General features: G+C 68.8%; 11 protein-coding genes and 1 pseudogene. 7 read left to right on the forward strand and 5 right to left on the reverse strand.

Annotated elements, in window-relative coordinates; translation table 11 throughout:
• Window positions 1-90: 90 nt before the first annotated feature.
• Window positions 91-522: a hypothetical protein gene (locus tag IF00_RS0134905; protein ID WP_030325154.1), complete on the reverse strand. Its 432-nt coding sequence runs from the start codon at window positions 520-522 to the stop codon at window positions 91-93.
• A gap of 550 nt (window positions 523-1072) precedes the next feature.
• Between IF00_RS0134905 and IF00_RS41770 the strand changes: the two genes are divergently transcribed.
• The 3 genes and pseudogenes from IF00_RS41770 to IF00_RS48130 form a co-directional block, all read left to right on the forward strand.
• Window positions 1073-2266, forward strand: coding sequence for a serine/threonine-protein kinase (locus tag IF00_RS41770; RefSeq protein ID WP_030325161.1), 1194 nt, complete (start codon window positions 1073-1075; stop codon window positions 2264-2266).
• 348 nt (window positions 2267-2614) lie between these two features.
• Window positions 2615-4477 (forward strand): glycoside hydrolase family 18 chitinase, encoded by a 1863-nt coding sequence (locus IF00_RS0134915; RefSeq protein WP_030325162.1) that lies wholly within the window; start codon window positions 2615-2617, stop codon window positions 4475-4477.
• A 333-nt stretch (window positions 4478-4810) separates the two neighbouring features.
• Window positions 4811-4906, forward strand: a pseudogene (locus tag IF00_RS48130) (IS5/IS1182 family transposase); the annotation flags it as partial.
• 18 nt (window positions 4907-4924) lie between these two features.
• On the opposite strand, the gene IF00_RS0134920 reads toward IF00_RS48130, so the two are convergent.
• Entirely contained in the window at window positions 4925-5782 is an 858-nt protein-coding gene (locus IF00_RS0134920; protein ID WP_030325165.1) for an alpha/beta fold hydrolase, read from the reverse strand.
• Window positions 5783-5882: 100 nt separating this feature from the next.
• On the opposite strand from IF00_RS0134920, the gene IF00_RS0134925 reads away from it, so the two are divergent.
• The gene (locus IF00_RS0134925; protein WP_030325166.1) at window positions 5883-6293 is read left to right on the forward strand and encodes a winged helix-turn-helix transcriptional regulator; all 411 of its coding nucleotides are present in this window, start codon (window positions 5883-5885) and stop codon (window positions 6291-6293) included.
• Window positions 6294-6948: 655 nt separating this feature from the next.
• Here the strand turns inward: IF00_RS0134925 and IF00_RS0134935 are convergent.
• Together IF00_RS0134935 and IF00_RS0134940 are read right to left on the reverse strand one after the other, a co-directional pair.
• Entirely contained in the window at window positions 6949-15834 is an 8886-nt protein-coding gene (locus tag IF00_RS0134935) for a SpvB/TcaC N-terminal domain-containing protein (RefSeq protein WP_245234715.1), read from the reverse strand.
• A 491-nt stretch (window positions 15835-16325) separates the two neighbouring features.
• A complete protein-coding gene (locus tag IF00_RS0134940; RefSeq protein WP_030325170.1) occupies window positions 16326-16967 on the reverse strand; it encodes a hypothetical protein in 642 nt (213 codons plus the stop codon).
• A gap of 132 nt (window positions 16968-17099) precedes the next feature.
• Between IF00_RS0134940 and IF00_RS0134945 the strand changes: the two genes are divergently transcribed.
• From IF00_RS0134945 to IF00_RS0134955, 3 genes are all read left to right on the forward strand, one after another.
• Entirely contained in the window at window positions 17100-17534 is a 435-nt protein-coding gene (locus IF00_RS0134945) for an Hsp20/alpha crystallin family protein (RefSeq protein ID WP_030325171.1), read from the forward strand.
• A 91-nt stretch (window positions 17535-17625) separates the two neighbouring features.
• A complete protein-coding gene (locus IF00_RS0134950) occupies window positions 17626-18024 on the forward strand; it encodes a DUF2267 domain-containing protein (RefSeq protein ID WP_030325172.1) in 399 nt (132 codons plus the stop codon).
• Between the two features lie 75 nt (window positions 18025-18099).
• Window positions 18100-18570 (forward strand): DUF2267 domain-containing protein, encoded by a 471-nt coding sequence (locus tag IF00_RS0134955; RefSeq protein WP_078944973.1) that lies wholly within the window; start codon window positions 18100-18102, stop codon window positions 18568-18570.
• A 189-nt stretch (window positions 18571-18759) separates the two neighbouring features.
• Here the strand turns inward: IF00_RS0134955 and IF00_RS45850 are convergent, their stop codons facing one another.
• Window positions 18760-19095: a hypothetical protein gene (locus IF00_RS45850; protein ID WP_030325177.1), complete on the reverse strand. Its 336-nt coding sequence runs from the start codon at window positions 19093-19095 to the stop codon at window positions 18760-18762.
• Window positions 19096-19169 lie beyond the last annotated feature (74 nt).

A 19169-nucleotide genomic window follows, 5' to 3' on the forward strand; every position in this document is an offset into this window, starting at 1 on the left:
CGCGCATGCCTCCGGTCCGCACGACCGGCCCCGCCCCCGGCGGCCCGACGGCGGGTGCCTCCTCGGCGCAGGGTGACGTGCGACGGTCCGTCAAACGGCGGGCGGTGGCCCGTCGACCGGTGCCCGCGCCGCGGCGTACTCCTCGCGGGCAGCCTGTTCCGCGAGGTCCGGATGGCCGTACGCGTCGGCGCCGACCGGGATGCGCAGGGGCGTGGGGCCTGGTGCGACCAGGATCTCCAGCGGTTCCCGGAGTTCGGCGTCGGAGACCTCCTCGATCGCGCCGAACAGACCGTCGCCGGCGTTGTCGACGAGGACATCGATGCCTCCGAGGCGGTCGACGGCCGTCCGGACGCCTCCTGGCAGGAGGCCGGGTCCCGCAGCTCCAGCGGGGCCGGGACGATCCGTCCGGGCCAGGCGGCGGTGAGGTCCTCCAGGTCCGCGGTTTTGCGGGCGGTGGCCACGAGTTCGTGCCCCGCCCGTGCTGCCGCGACGGCCTATGCCCTTCCGAGGCCCGAAGAGCACCCTGTGATCAACCAGCGCCGGCCCATGGATCCCCCCGGTATGGATCGCCGAAGTGGTGACGCGCGAACGGTCCTGCCCTCTCGCGCCGCCGGACGCGCACCGTCCCGTCCATGCCGGGCGGGACGGGACGCGCTTCACCGTGGAGGCGAGATCCGGTCACGGCCATTCCCCTCACGCAAGGGGCGCGCGGACGCACGGACAGGCGTATCGGCGCCCGCTCCCCGCCCCCTCCGAAACCGAGAACCACCGGCGTCGGGGCGGAGAGTGCACGCCGTCTCCCCGAGAGCATCCGGAAAGTGTTCCTCCAACGCACGTACGCGGCCGATGGCCCGCGTCGGCCGAATGCACGGTCGTCGCAGGGATGTCCCAGGGCATCCGGGGCAGCCGTACCCGGAGGTTCGCACGTGGCGGCGGCACGGCCGTGACGTTCGGAGGCGATCACCGCCCCGGGCCGGAAGGCCCGCACCGGGCGGGGGCGGAGGGCGGCACACCGCCCGCCGACGAGAAGGCGGACGGCAGCAGGCGGCAACGGAAGACAGGGAGCACCGAGATGCAGGTCCGTCCTTGGCGCGTCCAACCCGACTCCCGGCTGACGGCTCACGCGGTCGCCGGCCGGTACCGGCTCGACGGCCTGCTGGGGAGAGGGGGAGCGGCCGACGTCTACGAAGCCGTGGACCTCCGGCTGCGCAGGCCCGTCGCGGTGAAGGTCTTCCGCCGCGGCGACACCCGGACGGAGAAGTACTCCGACAACGAGGGGCGTCTCCTGGCCCAGCTGCAGCATCCCGGCCTGGTGACCCTCTTCGACTCCGGTCGCGACGAAGGCCGTCCTTTCCTGGTGATGGAGCTCGTCCGAGGGACGACCCTACGCCGGCGCCTCGCCCGCTCCGCGCTCTCGGTGACCGAGACCTGCCGCATGGGGGTCGTGCTGTCCTCCGCACTCGCCCATGTGCACGGATCGGGAATAGTTCACCGTGACGTCAAGCCGTCGAACATCCTCCTGGACGCGACCGACGCCCCGCGCCTGACAGACTTCGGGATCTCCCGCCGCTTCGCCACCACCGACGACCCTGCGGCCGAGCCCGACGACGCCGCGCCCAGCGCGGCCGCCCCGGCGACCGACGGCGAGGACATCCTCATCGGGACGGCCTGCTACATGGCACCGGAACAGGCGCTCGGCCGGACGACGGGTCCGCGGGCCGACGTCTACAGCCTCGGACTCGTGCTCCTGGAGGCCCTCAAGGGCGAACGGGAGTACGGCGGCCGGCCCCTGGAAGCGGCGCTCGCGCGGCTGCACCGCCCGCCGGTGCTGCCCGATGGACTCCCCCCGGGACTCGGCGAGCTGTTGAAGGCCATGACGGCGCACGAGGCGTCCAGCCGCCCCGACGCCCGCACCTGCCAGAAGGCACTGGCCGCGCTGTCGATCCCCGACGCGCGCGACGCCTGGCACGCTGCACAGCCGGCGTCGGCGGGCGGGGGCCCCGCGTGCCCGTCCGGAGTCCACCGCTCGCCCGGTACGCTCGCGAGCGGGCGGACCACGCCCACGAAGGCGGAGTCGATGACCAGGTCGCCCCGCCACCCGGGGCGACTGCTCGCCAAGAGCGCTGCCCTGGCCGCCCTCGGCGTCACGCTGACAGGCTCGGTCGGCGCCGCCCCCGTCGGGAGCCGGAGCGCCGCGGACCCGCTGTCCCACAGCGTGACCGCCCCACAGCTACCGGACGCGGCGCAGGCGATGGCGGTCGACTGACCCGAGCCGTGTGAAGCCGCTTTTCGAGAACACGCAACGGCAGGAGAGTAAGACGGCCACCGGCCGCATGGGAGGGGTCTGCCCGACTCGCCAGGTCGTCCCCGGTTTCGGGGCTGCGACGAGCGGTCCTTGCCTTCTGCACAAGGCCGGGCCCGACGAGGCGACGGTCGTGGCGGGCGGTCGTCAACGACCTTTTGGTTCAGACCTCTTGACGATTGGTCTAGTCCTTTCTAGGGTCGCGGGAACACTGCGGTGGGTGCCGAGGAGGGACACCACGCACTCAGGGACACGCAGGGTTGACAGGCCAGGGGACAGCCCTGCCCGCCGAACCTCACGCGAGGAGTTTCCTTGAGCACCCCAACGCGGCGGCGCCGCACCAGATCGGCCCAGAGCATCATCCCGAACAAGCGGTCCAAGGCCCTCGCGGGTGCCACCGCGCTACTCATCCCGATGGCCGCCATGGTCGGCCTCGCCGCCCCCGCAGAAGCCGCCGCCTCGGCCACCGCCACCTACGCCAAGGCCTCCGACTGGGGCTCGGGCTTCGAGGGCAAGTGGACGGTGAAGAACACCGGTACCACCACGCTCACCTCCTGGACCGTCGAGTGGGACTTCCCCGCGAGCACCAAGGTCACCTCGGCCTGGGACGCCACCGTCACCAACTCCGCGGACCACTGGACCGCCAAGAACCTCGGCTGGAACGGCACCCTCGCCCCCGGCGCATCCGTCTCCTTCGGCTTCAACGGCAGCGGCACTGGAGCCCCCACCGGCTGCAAGCTCAACGGCGCCGCCTGCGACGGCAGCACCACCCCTGGGGACAGCGCCCCCTCCGCCCCGGGCGCGCCCACCGCGAGCGACCTCACCGACACCTCGGTGAAGCTGTCCTGGACGGCCGCCACGGACGACAACGGCGTCAAGAACTACGACGTCAAGCGGGACGGCACCACCGTCGCCACCGTCACCGGCACCACTTACACCAACACCGGCCTGACCGCCGGCACCGACTACAGCTACACCGTGGTCGCCCGCGACACCGCCGACCAGACCGGACCGGCCTCCGCCGCCACGGCGGTCCGCACCACCGGCGGCGGTGGCGGCGAGAACCCCGGCGGCAGCGGCAAGATCAACCTGGGCTACTTCACCAACTGGGGCTCCTACACGGTGAAGAACCTGGTGACTTCGGGATCCGCCTCGAAGATCACGCACATCAATTACGCCTTCGGTAACGTGCAGAACGGCAAGTGCACCGTCGGCGATCCCTACGAGGACTACCAGAAGTCCTACACCGCCGCCCAGTCCGTCGACGGCGTCGCCGACACCTGGGACCAGCCGCTGAGTGGTCACTTCAACCAGCTGCGCAAGCTCAAGGCGCAGTACCCGCACATCAAGGTCCTCTGGTCCTTCGGCGGCTGGACCTGGTCCGGTGGCTTCGGCCAGGCCGTGCAGAACCCCGCCGCCTTCGCCCAGTCCTGCTACGACCTGGTCGAGGACCCGCGCTGGGCCGACGTCTTCGACGGCATCGACCTGGACTGGGAGTACCCCAACTCCTGCGGTCTCACCTGCGACACCAGCGGCCCGGCCTCGATCAAGAACATGATGCAGGCCATGCGCGCCAAGTTCGGTCCGAACAACCTGCTCACCGCGGCCATCACCGCCGACGGCTCCAGCGGCGGCCGGCTCGACGCGGCCGACTACGGCGGCGCGGCGCAGTACATCAACTGGTACGACGTGATGACGTACGACTACTTCGGCACCTGGGCCGCGCAGGGTCCGACGGCCCCGCACTCCCCGCTGACCTCGTACCCCGGCATTCCCGCGCAGGGCTTCAACTCGGCGGACGCGATCGCCAAGCTGAAGGCCAAGGGCGTCCCGGCCTCCAAGCTGCTGCTCGGCATCGGCTTCTACGGCCGCGGCTGGACCGGCGTCACCCAGTCCGCCCCCGGCGGCACCGCGACCGGCCCGGCGGCCGGCGTCGAGCCGGGCAACCAGTACTACAAGGTCCTGAAGACCACCTGCCCGGCCACCGGCACGGTCGCGGGCACGGCATACGCGCACTGCGGCACCGACTGGTGGAGCTACGACACCCCCGCGACCGTCGGCACCAAGATGGCGTGGGCCAAGAACCAGGGTCTGGGCGGCGCGTTCTTCTGGGAGTTCAACGGCGACACCGTCAACGGCGAACTCGTGAACGCGATCAGCAACGGCCTGAAGTAACCCCGGGGACGACCACGGGTGTGACCACGCAGCCTGCCCGCCCCGACCAGGGGCGGGCAGGCCGCGTCCCGGCTGCCGGGGACGCCACCACGTCCCACATCCGGGGAGGGGAGGGGGAAGTGTCCGCGGATCGAAGACGCTCTGGGCGGTGCCCAGTGAATACCCGCATACAGACCGCTTCCTCGGCGAGTTCAGGGAACTGCAGCAGGAAGATCCCGATGGCCCCTCGCTGATCGCTGATCGCTGCCGTGCGCAGTGCAAGCGCCCCGCACGAAGAAGACCTCGTGCGATATCTGAGTGCTGGCAGCGTGGTCGCAGCGACTGCACGACTCCTTCGACCTCGCCGCCACAATCATCACCATGCGCAGCCTGATCCGGCGGTCTTCGACGACTCACCGCTGGGACGAATGCCCGAACGGCCGACCGTGATCTTCGGCCCCGCCCCCGTCACTTCGGCAGATCGGTGGCGAGGAAGGGGGCAAGGAGCGCGAACAGTGCGTCGGGACGGTCGAGGGGGATGATGTGGCCGCAGTCCTGGAGATGGTGTCCGACCAGGTCATCGGCGATGGGACGGAGTTGGCGTTCGAGCCCGGTGCCGACGGGGTGAGAGCCGATTGCCATCGTGGGCATGGTCAACCGAGCCCTCGCGACGGCGTCCTGGATCTGCTGCGCGCTGGTGGGCAGGGCCCGGTAGTAGGAGAACGCGCAGCGAAGGGCCTCGCTCCCGGTGTAAGCCTGAACGAAGGCCGCACGGATGTCGTCGGGTACTCCTCGCCCGAGCGTGCCCGAGTCGAGGAACCAGTCGATGTATGGGGCCTCGTTGCCGGCCAGGACGGTCTCAGCGAGGCCGGGGACGGCGTGGAAACCGAACCACCACGGGGCACCGCCCGCGATGACGTGCTCTGCTCCGGGCAGGCGGCCGAGCAGCGCTTCCATCACGACCAGGCGCCGGACAAGGCCGGGCCGGCGCAGCGCGAGTAGGACGGCGGGGGCGCTGCCCGCGTCGATGCCGACCACTGCTGCCGAGGGTTCGCCGAGTGCGTGGAGCAGCCCTTCGGCGTCAGCGGCGAGGGTGCCTGCGTCGTAACCGTCCACGGCACGTGTGCTGGCCCCGAAGCCCCGCAGGTCCGGAGCGATGACCCGGTACTGCCCCGCCAGTCGGCCCATGATGCCGCTCCAGAGTTGCCAGGTGTGCGGGAATCCGTGCAGCAGGAGAACCGCAGGTCCCTCCCCGGCGATGGCGACGTTGAGCTGGACACGGTTCGTCGTGACGCGACGCAGGTGGTGTGCGGTGGCGACGGGCATGGTAGCTCCCCCGGCTGGTTACCATCGGTGACCATGGAACGATAGGTAACTGTTCGACCGCTGCCTAGACGGCACTTTCAGGGAAGGTGGTGAGCCACAGGTGACCACCCGAGGCGCCCGGGCCGCCGGTCGCGGGGTGCTTGGCGATCTGTTCGATCCCCAGTGCCCGACGCGGCAGTTGCTGGACCGCATCGGCACGAAGTGGACGTCCATGGCCGTCAAGACGCTCGCCGATGCCGCACCGGACGAGGTGCGTTTTGCGGAGCTGAGACGCAGGATGCCCGGCGTATCGCAGAAGATGCTGTCCGTGACACTGCGAAGCCTGACCCGCGACGGGCTGGTGTCGCGCCGGGTCGAACCGACCGTGCCGCCGCGGGTCTTCTACCGACTCACCGGACTCGGGCTGTCCCTGGAAGCCGTGCTTGCGGGGCTGCGGACCTGGGCGGAGGAGCATATGGCCGAGATCGATCGTGCCAACGAAGTCAACGACCACGAGGCCGATGAGGGATAGGCGAGGCGGTTCCACGCTCGGTACTGGTGGCTCGGGTACTCGATGCAGCCGGCGTCGCGGTCCTGCTACCCGTAGGAGAAGGGATGTCATTCGCGCAGTGGCAGGTGACGAAGGGAGCTCACGTGGCGATCTCGCGTGCTGCGGGGCCGTAGGTGCTGAGGCGGGCGCATCCGTCAGGACGCCCAGCTGAGCCGGCCGTCTACGAAGGCCGGCAGAGACGTGGGCATCTCGTCGGTGACCCGCCCTCCGCCGCTTTCCTCCAATTCCGCGGCCACACCCATATCGGGGGCAAAGCCCCTCTACGTCCGTACCTGAAGCCCCACCAGTCACACCTCGCGGAGCTCCAGGTCTATTGTCCCGAGCGAATGCGGAGGTTGGCGGCGTAAGTGGCGGGCTTACGCCTCGCCCGCCCCGGCGATGCGTCGAGCCGCATCATCTGCCACCTCGCTCCACACGGTCAAACCCTCCGATTCGAATGCCTCCAAGAGAGCCTTTCGGACTTCATTCAGAGGGTGACCCGTGTGGGTTCGGCGCACATCCGCAACGGCTCTCTGAAACTTCTCCAGGTGCTCTTCGACGCGAGGCATGTCCTTATCGTATTCGACGGGATCAGTCATTCACATCACCACCAATCGGAGTCAGTGCTCTACGGCGATCAAAAATCTCTGCGGTAAATCTGCTCCAAGTGCTTCATGGCCTCTGGACCAAAGATGTGCTCGACTCTCCCGCTTACCTCGTCGGTGACGCGAGTGGTTATATGCCCTTCCGTGAGCAGACTTTCGTAGGTGCACTTACACATGTTGAAGATCAGGATGGATGGACGATCGCCGGGAGCCGTGCGGCTCCCGCCAAACGTTGCCGCAGCGCTGAGGGTGTCCGAGTCGCCGGGGCTCACCTGGTATGTGAACAGATTTCCCGGCTGTCCCACGGATCCGCCGGCAGAATTCTCCCGAGCCGCCGCACCGCTCAACCCGTTGGTCTCGATGTTGTCGGCATGAGATGAACTCGTCCCATGCACGAAGTCCATCGACTCCTTGCAGTTGTGCACGAGGACCGGCGCAGTCCCCGCCAGCACATAGTACGTGTGCAGGTCATCGACTGTGAGGTTGTGGACCCGCTTGTGCTGGGTCCACGCGCGCACGGCGCCCACCTGCGTGTAGGAGCCGTTACCGGTCTGCAGCAGCATTCCGGGGACGATTTCCTTGGCGTAGAGCCACTTGCCGAGTTCGGGCGCCCAGAACGGGTGATTGTCCGTCGCGACGACCTTGCCCGGATTTCCGCCGGGGTTGGTGACGGTGATCTCGACCAGCTTCTTCTCGCCCTCACCGGTGATCAGCGCGGTGACTGTGCGCGGCCCGGTTTCGCCGGTCACCGGGTCGGTGGCGGTGACGCTGTCTCCGACGCGTACCTGTTCGATGGCCTTGTGGTTGCCGTCGGCCATCATGACCATGGTGTCCGGCGTGAAACTGTTGCCGGTGCCGCAGCCGCTCGATCCGTTGTCGGCGGCTTTGGGGGCGGGTCCGCTGTCGGCCGGTTTTGGTGCGGGCGGGCTGTCCGCTGCTTTCGGTACGGGTGCGGTGTCGGCTGCTTTGGCCGTGGTCGCCGCATCGGCGGCGTTGTTGGCGGTCTTGGCGGCCTGGGCGGCGTCGAGTGCCTTGTTGCCGTACTTGGCTGCGTTCGCCGCGTAGCCCGCGCCCGGGATGGCCGAGGCGGCGGAGAGGCCGGCGTTGACGTAGTCGCCTTCCGCTGCGTACCAGCCCGCGTTGGCCAGGTCGCCGACCTCGCCGACGACCGGGACCATGCCGACGACGTCGAGGGTGGTGTGGCCGATCGTCTTCCAGGACGGCATCTTCGGCCACTTGCCGGTCGGGTCGGTGAGCTTGACCGGGTTGTTGTGGGTGTAGGTGTAGGCGGCGAGGTTGCGCGGCTCGGCGATGCCGCCGGCCATGCTCCCATCGAGATAGTCGGGCAGCACCGGGTCGGTACTCGCCCAGAGCTGGGTCCGCGGGTTGTAGTAGCGGGCTCCGTAGTAGTAGAGCCCGGTCTCCACGTCGAGTTCCTTGCCGGTGAACTGGTAGGGCGTGTCCGCCTGTCCTGTCCGTTCTTCCACCCAGGTTTCGCCGTACGGGAAGTACTCGAGGTGCTCGGTGACCTTGCCCTGCTTGTCGGTGACAAAGCCGGAGGAGCCGATGTGGTCGGCGTGGAAGAACTGCTGAGAGTCCTCGGGGCCGGTGGTCTCGACGGTCTTGGTCGTGACGCGGCTGTCGCCGACGAAGACGTGCTTGTAGCCGGTGGTGTCGCGTTCGCTGTAGTAGCGGTTCGGGTACAGCGAGAGTCCGTCATCGCTCCGTTTGACGAGGCGGTCGCCCTTGTCGTCGTAGACGTACGAGACGGTGGCACCGGCACAGCCGCTCGGGTCCTGTGTGAGGGTGCCGGTCGCTGTGTCCTGGTTGCAGACGAGGCGATTCTCCTCGTCCCACACGTACTGCCGGCGCTTGTCGGCGACGGCCGTGTTGATCGTGCTCGTCAGATTGCCGTTGGCGTCGTAGGCATGGTCGATCGGACCGACTTCGGTCGGGGCATGCGGCCTGGCTCCGTCGTATGCGTACGTGTAGTCGTAGGTGGTGCTGTCCTGGACGTCGTTCGGGTTGGACGGGTCCTCGACCGGTTCGATGGGCCCGGTTCCGCCGCCCGGGGAGGTCGGGAAGGCCGGCGTGCCACCGGTGACCTCGTGGGTCTGCGACTTGCGCGTCGTGTTGTGGATCGAGTCGTAGACCAGGCTCAGGGTGTACTTGTTGACCGCGTTGTTCTTGTCCGTGTACTGGCCGGACGCGGAGGTGAGCCGGTACTGGTCGTCGTATCCGTAGGTCTGGCTGCTCGGGCCGCCGATGTCCCCGCCCTGCGGCGCGTTGTTCGCCAGCGAGGTGATGTTGCCGATCTTGTCGTACGTGTAGCCCAGGTTCTGGAACGCGGTCTCGCCCGGCGCCACGGACTTCAGCGCTCCGAGTCGGCGGTCCTCGGTGTCGTAGGTGTACGTCGTGCGGACCCCATTGCCGGTCTGCTGGAGAATCTTCTGACCGAACTTGTCGTAGTCGACCCGGTCCAGGTACGTGTAGCCGGTGCCGCCCTTCGATCCGGTGGCCCGGCTGACTTGGCCACCCGAGTCGTAGTCGTAGGTCAAGACCTCGCCGTCGGGATAGGTCATCTGCAGCACACGGTTGAAAGCGTCGTAGCGCCAGGAGGTGGAGTAGGTGCGCGGAGCGTCGCGGACCGCGGTGATCGTGCGGGTCTCCTCGACCACCTCGCCCAGTGGCCCATAGGCGCGCTTCACAGTTCCCGCCGCGTCGTTGACCTCGGTGACGCGCGAGGCCGCGTTGTCCGGCGCGCCGGGGGCTCCGTACTCGTAGGAGACGTCGTTCTGCGGGAACGTCGGGTAGCGGATGGCCTTCAGCCGCGAGTACTCGTAGTCGTACTCGACGGCCTTCGCCGCTGCCCGAAGGTTCGCGGTGATCTTCGCCGTGACGTTCCCGGCGAGGTCGTAGCGGGTCTCGGAGCGCCCAGCGTCCGGGCTGTCGAACGAAACGCGGCGTCCGAGTGCGTCGTAGCCCGCGCGCGTGACGTTGTTCAGGTCGTCGGTGATCGTCGTGACCTGACCCATGGCGTCGTACGCGTAGCTGGTCCAGATCTGCGAGGAGCCGTTGAACTCCTTCACCGAGGTGGTGGCGCCTCGGACGTCGGTGTAGGTACGGCGCTCCTTGCCGTTGCCGTCGGTCACCGTCCGCTCGAAGCGGGTCGTGCCCGCCCGGTCCTCGCCGAAGCCGTAGACGGTGCTGGTAGTGACGCCGTCCGGTTGCACGGTCCTCACCGAGCGGTCCAGGACGTCGAAGGTCTCCTTCGTGGGTGCCACGGAGTCGAATGAGGCGTCGAACGTGGTGTTCGCGGCTCCCTTGTCCTCGGTCACCGGGTAGTACTTCTCGACGGCGCGGCCGAGGTGGTCGAACTTCAGCCGGCCCGAGACCGTCATCACCTGGGTGGGCGCGGCCCCGGGCGAGGCGGACACCGAGGCGTCCTTCTTGGTCTGCAGGACACGCCCCAGGCCGTCGGTGAAGGTGACGGTGTCGATGGTGTCGTCGCGTACGCCTGAGGAGGCACGGTCGAGGTGCTTGGTCGTGGCGTACGGGACGGTGGCCTCGGGGTGGTAGCCGAAGGCGATCGTTGCCCGGTCGCCGTCCTTCTCATAAGGCCCGGTCACCTTCTCGAGTCGGCCGACGCTGTCGTAGGACATCCGGACTGGCTGGCCGTTGTGGTCGGTGTTCCGCTCGGGCCGGCCGTACTTGAGGTCGTACGCCGTGAAGGAGCGGTAGCCGAAGCTGTCCTCGACGGACTCGACGTGTACGCCGACCGTGATGTCGTAGCCGTACTCCAGTTTGTAGCGCTGCCCCTTCGCGTTCGCAGGACCGGTCACCGACTTCAGGTTGCCGTCCGGGTGGTACGTCAGGTCGGAGACGGCCGGGGTGTCGTCGTCGAGGTACTCGCGTACCTGGCTCACTGCGCCGGTCGCGCAGTCGACGGTGGCTTCGCGGTGGCGCAGGAGTATGCCGGTGGCCGCGGCCTTCTGCCGTATCGCGTTGGCGGTGCCGACGAGGTGACGGTCCCGGCACCGGGTGTCGGACCCGCTGTACGCGTAGAGGGTTTCCACGTCGTCCGCTGCGCCCTCGTCGCCCACGTCGAAGGCGCGGGTGACGTTGCCGTACTCGTCGTAGGAAAGGTCGGTGAAGGTGGACTTACCCTCTGCGGCCTCGCCTTCGAAGGACTTGCCCTCGACGCGGGTGAGCTGCGCGAAGACAGAGGCGGTCCGGCTCTTCGGGTCGGCTTCGTCGCCCGTGGAGGTGTCGAGCAGCCGGTAGGTGTTGAGTGTCTCGCGGTACGGGCGGCCGGCGCCGTCCTCGGTCAGCGTACGGGTGAGCAGGCCGCGACTCACGTATCCGTCGGTGCGGAACTCGTCGGTCACCGTGCGCCGGACGGCGTCGTCCGTACCGGGGTCGCGGTCCTCGGTGACCACGCGGCCGAAGCCGAGGAACTCGCGCTCCAGTCGGTCGTAGCGGCCCTGCTCGTAGCGGAAGGTGGTCAGCCGCGTGTCGGTGCCGTCACCCGCGAGCCCGTCGAACACCGAGGTGCGGGACAGCACCCAGCGGCTCTCCGGCATGGCGGTGGTGTTTCCCGTCCGGGTGTAGTCCAGGTCGATACGGGCGCCCATCGGCCGGCTGACGGAGCGCAGCAGGTTGGTCCGACCGGTCTTGTTGACCGCGACGAGGAGTTCATTGTCCCGGGTCGACTTGACGTGGTCCGCACGGCCGTCGCCATTGACGTCGCGCAGGCTGGTCTCGGCCCGGCTGATGCCGGTGGACGCGTTGGCACCGGGGTTGAAGACGAAGACGCCGACGGGAGTGGGCAGGCCGACGGTGAAGTAGACGCCCCCGCCGAGACTGGCGTTCTTGTCCACGGCGATCTCGGGGTAGCTGCCGCGGAAGGGGGTGGGCGCGGTGAAGCCGGTGCCGGTGTTGACCGCGACCTTGATCGCGTTGGCTCCGTCGGTGAAGACCCGGTCGGTGAGGCCGTCGCCGTTGACGTCCGTCATGCTCGCGTTGGTGAACGAGGTTCCCAGCTCGGCGGAGACACCGCCGGCGAAGCCGTAGCGGTCGACGTTGAACCCGAGGTTGACGCCGACGTTGCGGGTGGAGGCGTCGTTGATCGGTCCGCCCGACCAGGGTTCGCGGGCGGCGAAGGAGTAGCCGAGGTTCAGCTGCGCGTCCCCGTTGCCGAACACCTTGTCCGGCAGCCCGTCCCCGTTGATGTCGATCAGGTCGACGCGGACGTCGGTCTCACCGCCGCCGAGGCTGCCGCCGATGCCGAGCGACGGCTGGACCGCGCCGGTGGTGGCGGTGTTGGCGCTCATGCCCGCGTCGGGCGCGGCCATGCCCCGTGCGCTGGCAATGGTGGCGGACTCGCTGCCCGCGGAGTACGACACGTTGCCAGAGACGTTGTCCGCCTCGCGGACGTTGCCGCCGAGAGAGCCTCGCGTGGTGCCGAGCGCGCCTGTCATGTCGGAGAACTGGATCTCTTTGGCGCCCACGACGTCGGGGTAGCCGTCGCCGTTGAGGTCGAGGTAGTCGACGGAACCCGCGGTGATCCCGCCGACCGCGGTGCCGCCGAACGGGCCCGCCGCGAGGGTGGCCGACACCTGGCCGGTGACGCCGCGGCGCATCACCGTCCGGTCGCCCGCCACGTCGGCGTCGGTGACGATGTCGATGGTGTCTGCGCCGAGACGGGAACTGGTCGCCATCGCGGAGGTGACCCAGGAGGACTCGTCCTGAGCGGCCCAGCCGCCCTTGGCGGGAACGGGGGCGAACACTGCCAGCCGCGGCATGGTGAGCCGGGGATTCGCGGCGAAAGGCGCGACGTCCGCTTCCTTGGGCTCCTTCGGAAGCGCGTCCTTGAAGCTCTGGTCCAGCGTGAGTTCGGCCTGCTTGAGCGGTTGGGTGGCGCGGTCGCGGTTGCCTTGGTAGCCGATCACACCCCAGCCGCGGTAGGGCTGGGCGAAGGCTCCCTGTCCGACGGAGGCGTGCATGGCGCTGGGTGCCGGGGTGAAGGTCGGCCAGCTCGAGGTCACGTCGTAGGTGACCGACGCGGATTGCTCGACGAGCAGTCCGAGCAGTCCGGTCTCCGTCGTGGAGTAGTCGATGTAGAGCTCGTCGCCGGCGGTGACCGGCACGGTCAGGTCCAGGTTCGGGCCACCGAAGGGGGAGGTGTCCTTGGCCTGGAAGATCCGCTTGCCGAGCAGCTGCCCGCCGCGCTTCTTCACCGTCAAGGCGATCTTGGCGTCACCGAGGAGATTGAAGTTGAAGGAGACCTTCGGCCGCACCTTCAACTGGCCGGTCTTGGTCGCCTTGTAGGACTGCTGCGGCGCAGTGAGGGTGTCCGCCGGGAACATCGCCATGTCGTACGGCGGGTTGATCACCAGCGTGGGATCGCCCTTGGCGTCGACAACCGACTCGACCCCCTGCGCGGCCGTGTAGTGCGCCTTCGGCGCCCAGCTCACCGCAGAGGCGTCGATCGGGGAGTCGGTCTTCAGCCTCCACGACATCTTCTCGAACGTGGTGACCGGAATGCTGAGGTCGATCGCGGTGGTGCCCGTCGACGCGGCGGGCAGGACCTTGCGGAACACCTCCGTGGGGGAGTGGACGCCGTTGCCCTTCTCGATCACGACGGTCACGTCGTCCGAGGTCGCCTTGGACTTGACCACGTCACCGGTCAGCCGCAGTGTGCCGTTCACCGGCACGGTCACCAGGGACGGCCTCCCGCCGTAGGTGAAGTCGGACGACGCGCGGAACACGGTGTTCGCCAAGCCGTTCGCGTCCGTGCCGGCCGGCAGGTTGGTGTAGGTGATCGCCGGGTCCCACGCCACAGTGTCGTACGTGCCGTCCAGAATGGACTGTGTGCGGAAGTAGAGCGCGTCGCCCTTCTTCACCGGGATCGAAGCGACATTGCCCGGAGTGAACTGGCTGTGGTCGTCGGGGCCGATCCGCTGCGCCCAGAGTTCGGCGTCCTTGTGCTGGATGGTGACCCGCACGCCGTCGGCCTTGGTGTAGGCCGCGCGGGCCTGAGAGGGGTCCTGTGTCAGCTGCACGCTGCCTTCCACACGGACGTTGCCGTCGAACGGCGCGACCCAGCGGCGCACGGTGTCCAGGAGAGGCGAGTTGTCGACCTGCTGGTTGAACTGCGCGGTCTGGTCGCCGACGATCTGGCCGGTCACCTCGCCGCTGCCGATCGGCACCGGGGTGCGGGTGGATTCCGCGCTGTAGGCGGGTTGCCCGTTCGCGTCGAGGTAGCCGAACAGCACGCCGCCGTTGTTCACCAGGTCGGCGATGCCGTCGCCGTTGACGTCGCTGAAGAACCGGTCCGAGGTGGTCGTGGTGCCCACGAAGTCCAGTTGGGCCGAGGTGGTGAGGACGTACGACTCGATGCCGATGGTGCCGGACAGCGTGCGCTCGGTCGAGATTCCCGGGAGGTTGGTGAGCTTGATCGGTGTGTCGCCGAACTTCGGCTCACCGTCTGGGGTGGCCAGATTCGGCCGGTAGAACACGTCCTTGTTCTTGCGGAACACCTTGTCCGGCAGGTTGTCGCCGTTCACGTCGACCAGCGCCGACAGGCCGTCGTTCTGGCCCGCGCTGAACCCGACCTTCAGCCCGACGGAACCCTCCTTGGTCGTCAGCCCCTGCACGTTGTAGCCCGCGAACAGGTGCGCGCCGAAGCCGACCGACGTGTTCGCCGAGATCGCGCTGGCCTCGCCTTCGCGGATGTTCACCCCGAGGTCGTCGTCCGGTACCGACCAACCCGTGGCGTCGGCGAAGGCGTTGTAGTGGCCCGACTGGTCGCGCACGTCGTCGAAGTAGTCGAACGTGTGGGTGTTGAACAGCTGGTTGTTCTCGCTGAACTGCGACACCGAGGTGAGCAGCGTCTTGGCGAACGCGCCGGTCCGGTAGTTCAGTTCGTAGGCACGGATCAGCTGGTCGTCGAGCTTGACCTCGACGCGCCTCAGCAGGTCGGCGGTGACTTTCTTGAAGCCGTACTTGGCGTCGATCCGCACGTCCGGCCGACGGGACTCGCCGCGCTCGCGGTCCCGGATGAACGTGACCGAGTACCTGCCGTCGGTGTCACCGCGGCCGGTGTAGGTGATCTTCTGCGGGTACAGGTCGCTGCCGGCAACGGTGGAGCCCGCGGTGCCGCCGTCGGCCACCTTGGCGTACCGGTAGCGCATGACGTTGTCGTTGCCGTCGCGGATCTCCCGCGCCGCCCAGGTGGCGACGCGCCCCTTGCCGTCGGCCAGGGTGCTGTCAGCCGTACCGCCGAAGAGCGTGCGGACACCCTGCTTGTCGGTGACCTCCCACCAGTAGTTCGTGGGGCTGTCGCCGTGGCGCACGATCCGGTCGAACGAGCCCTCCACCCGGGAGTGGAACACCTTCTCCGAAGTGCGCGCCTGTAACACGCTCCGGTGCGCTACCGGGGTCAGCTGCTCGCCGTTGAGCAGGTAGGTCTCGGTCTCAAGGCCGGCGTCGTAGCGCGGCACCCCCCACCGTGTGTCGACCGTGACCATCGGGGTGGCGAGGTCCCACCCGACGCCGAGCCACCCGTTCGTCCCCGAGGAGTTGTAGGTGACGGCCAGACTCGGCTCCAGACCCGCGCGACCCTTCGGCACCTCCAGCGGGTACGACAACCGCGCGTCACCGTTGTTGTTCGCCGAGGGTGCCCGGATCAGGTTCACCCCGGAGCCGGGGTCGGCCGCCTTGATGTCCTTGATCTGGTTCGGGTTGAACGACGTCCCCTCCGGCCCCTCCGGCCCGGTGACCGCCGACCCGGCGTCCGGCACCGTCGCGGTGGCGCTGCGGAGTAACTCGGGGGATGTCAGCCCGGTCATGGTGAGCACCATGGCCAGGATGACGGTCACGCCCGTCCGGCCTCGGACCACGCGCTGGACAGTCATCAAAGAGCCCCCGTACCGCCGGACATCCCCGAAGCACGGGTCATCCGACGACCCCCGCCCCCTGTATTACCGAACGGTAGATTGCGAGCCGGGTTGTTCGTACAGGCTTTCTGGACAAGGGCAGCCCATGTGGTAACGATCCGGCAACGGGGGTCTGGTCGGTCCGAGGGGGGCGGTGGTCCCGGCCGTACCTCGACCGGGGTGCCCGGCGGGCTGGACTTGGCTGCGTTGTCCAGCAGGTTCGACAGCAGCCGGGCGAGCCGTGCCCGGACTCCCGGCCGGACCGCGTACGCCTTCGGGCCCCGGTCAGAAGTCGGGCAGTGGCGGTCTGGACGGCCTTCCCGCAAGCAGGGTGCTCAGGCCTGGCCGAAGGCGATCAGCATGCCGTCCTGGGCGGGACCAAGCGATCTCGCGTGCGTGCGCTGTCCCGGCAGCGGCATGGGCCCGTGACCCGGTTGAGGCGCGTGCCGGGTCCGCAGACTCGTCCCGGGTCAGGGATGTGGTGGGTGGGAGCGGCGTTGGTCGCTTTCGTCACGGAGGTCTTCGGTGCGGCGGGTCAGGTCGGCGACGCGCTTGGCCAGGTCGGGGCGGGGGGTGAGGTGGGGATGGGTGCGTGCGAGTGGTTCGAGGAGCTGGGTGGGGTCGCTGTGGGCGAGCGCTGCGGAGAGGTCGGCCCGCGTGTCTGGGGGCAGGGTGTCGAGGGCGGTGATCTGTCCGGCGAGTTGGCGCAGATCGGCGGCGCTTGAGCGGGCCCAGGACGTGACGGTGCGGTCGGCGGCGCGGCGGTCACGGGTGGTCTGGACGCGTTGTTCTCCGGTGGTTCCGGGGTTGCCGGGGCGTACGCGGAGGTAGCGGCGTTCGGCGGCTTGGCGGCTGGTGACGCCGAGAGGGTGGGCGAGATCGGCCCAGCTCGCGCCGGCGTCGCGGGCGGCCTCGATGAATCGGGGTTCCCATGCGGCGAGCTGTTCGCGCAGCCCACGCAGGAGGAGGAGGGCGGCGAGTGCTTCCTCCGGGGAGTCGTGAGGTGGCGTGTCGGGGGTGGTCGCGGACCTTGCTGCCCGTACGGCTTCGTCGATCGCGGCCAGGGCGGCGAGGGCTGCGGGGAAGGTGATCGGTCGGTCGGCTCCTGTCACAGCATCACGCCCTCTTCGTCGTGTCGTCCATTCGTTGACATCTCACTTGTCGTCGTTCGGATGACATGTTACAACGGAGGCAGATGCAGCGCATTGGCAGTCACTGCCTGATCCCACTGGAGGTGTTTCGCGATGTTGATGCGCACTGACCCGTTCCGCGAGCTCGACCGCCTCACCCAGCAGATGCTGGGTGCGACCGGCACCTGGTCACGGCCTTCCGCGGTACCGATGGACGCCTACCGTGAGGGTGACGTCTACGTCATCGCCCTCGACCTGCCCGGCGTCGCGCTGGACGCGATCGACATCGACGTCGAGCGGAACATGCTGACGGTCAAGGCCGAGCGCCGCCCCGTCGCGAAGGCCGACGACGTCCAGATGGAGCTGTCCGAGCGTCCCCTCGGCGTCTTCTCCCGGCAGCTGATGCTGGCCGACACCCTCGACACCGAGAAGATCACGGCCGACTACGAGGCGGGCGTGCTCACGCTGCGCATCCCGATCGCCGAGCGCGCCAAGCCCCGCAAGATCACGATCGGCCGGGGTGACGACCGCAAGCAGATCAGCGGCTGAACCGTAGGAAAGACCGGGAGCGGAGGGCGGAAGCCTTTCCCCCTCCTCCGTCCTCCGCTCCCCGCATCCACGTATGCGACAGGGGGTCGTGATGAGACTGCGCTGGCAGACATTCCTCGACAAGGTCCAAGAGCGCGGCGACTACAGCTCGCCGCAGGAGGCCGAACGCGCCGCCCGCACCGTGCTGGCGCTGCTCGGCGCCCATCTGGTCGGTGACGTGCGGGCCGCACTGGCCGCCCGACTGCCGGAGACCTTTGCCCTGGTGCTCCTCAACCCGCTCCAGGCCACCGAGCCTCTCTCACCAGAGCGCTTCGTACGCGCGACGGCCGCCTGGATCGAAGGAGCCACTGAACGGACAGCGGCCTGGGACGTCAGCGCCGTCCTCAGCGTCGCCGCCGACGCGGCCGGCGAGGAACTGACCGCCCAGATACTCCTACAGCTCCCACCCGGCTACGACCTCCTCTTCGGCCGGCCGCTCCACCCACGGTGAGCCGGCAGCCCCTCAACGTGTTCGCTCCCCCGGTCCCACGGGCCGGGCCCGAAGAGAACGGCGATCTCCACCGGCATGACTCTTCAGACCGAGACCGCGACAACACCCGCCCACGGCGGCATCACCACCGAGGCGCCCTACTCCCGGATGCTCGAGCGTGTGCGCTACGAAGGCGCCTACCCCACCCTCGAACGCGCCGACGAAGCCGTCCACCACGTACTCGCCGCGCTGGGACGACAGCTCGTCGGCGACGAACGCGTCGACCTCGCCGCACGCCTCCCCGTCGAGGCCGCCCTCGTGCTCACCGCCCAGGTCCCCGCCGTCACACCCCTCACCGGATGGGAGTTCGTCAAGGACCTTGCCGAGCGCACCGGCAGCACGCCCGCCGGCGCCCGCTGGAACGTCGGCGCCGTCCTCGCCGCCGTATCCCAACTCGCAGGACCCGAACTCCTCGACCGCATCATCAACCAACTCCCCTCCGGCTACGCCCTCCTCTTCGGCAGAGCCGAACTCCAGCAGTCACGGCGCAGGACCGCCTCTTTCTGAACCGTCCCCCGCATGAGCACCTCGACCTCGACCGCGCCACCGGAGCTTCGGCCGGCCCCTGGCAGGCCGGCCGTCATAGCGACCTTGGTCACGCGGCGTGCTTCTCTGGTGGGAAGACGGTGACGGCCCTTCTCGCCGAGTGGGACGACCGGTTGAGGCGACAGGGTGACCCGTGAATAGGTTCGGCTCTCATGTCGAAGACGGCCGGCCGGTGATGACGTCGCCACGCTGGTGGAGTCCGGGCAGAGCAATCAGATGTCCCTGACGGTGGTAACCGGGGGCGCTGTCATCACCGGCCGGCTGGGCGGAGGCGGTCGCGGCGGTGGCCCAGGTGTCGGCGATACCGATGCGGGTGACCACGCCGTACTCGCCGGAGAAGCGGATCAGGCGGCGGCGCAGGGTCGTGATGCCCGTGACCCCGAGGGTGTGGGGGTGGGCGAGTTCCTCGTACGTCCGGGGCCGTCCCTCCCGGGTGGTGACCAGGTGTGACTGAGCGCCGGACTTGGCTCGGTGGGACGACTCCAATGCTCAACCTGCGGCGCACGTCAGAAGGTTGGCTCAAAGAGATGTGTCCTCACCCACGCGCTGATCCTGATCTT

The organism is Streptomyces flavochromogenes, from assembly GCF_000717595.1.
Taxonomy (GTDB): Bacteria; Actinomycetota; Actinomycetes; order Streptomycetales; family Streptomycetaceae; genus Streptomyces; species Streptomyces flavochromogenes.

Excerpts from the sequence above, each read along its gene's own strand:
- IF00_RS0134945 (WP_030325171.1), top strand. The coding sequence starts at position 17,100 with ATGTTGATGCGCACTGACCCGTTCCGCGAGCTCGACCGCCTCACCCAG.
- IF00_RS0134920 (WP_030325165.1), bottom strand. The coding sequence starts at position 5,782 with ATGCCCGTCGCCACCGCACACCACCTGCGTCGCGTCACGACGAACCGT.
- IF00_RS0134950 (WP_030325172.1), top strand. The coding sequence starts at position 17,626 with ATGAGACTGCGCTGGCAGACATTCCTCGACAAGGTCCAAGAGCGCGGC.
- IF00_RS41770 (WP_030325161.1), top strand. The coding sequence starts at position 1,073 with ATGCAGGTCCGTCCTTGGCGCGTCCAACCCGACTCCCGGCTGACGGCT.
- IF00_RS0134935 (WP_245234715.1), bottom strand. The coding sequence starts at position 15,834 with ATGACTGTCCAGCGCGTGGTCCGAGGCCGGACGGGCGTGACCGTCATC.
- IF00_RS0134955 (WP_078944973.1), top strand. The coding sequence starts at position 18,100 with ATGACTCTTCAGACCGAGACCGCGACAACACCCGCCCACGGCGGCATC.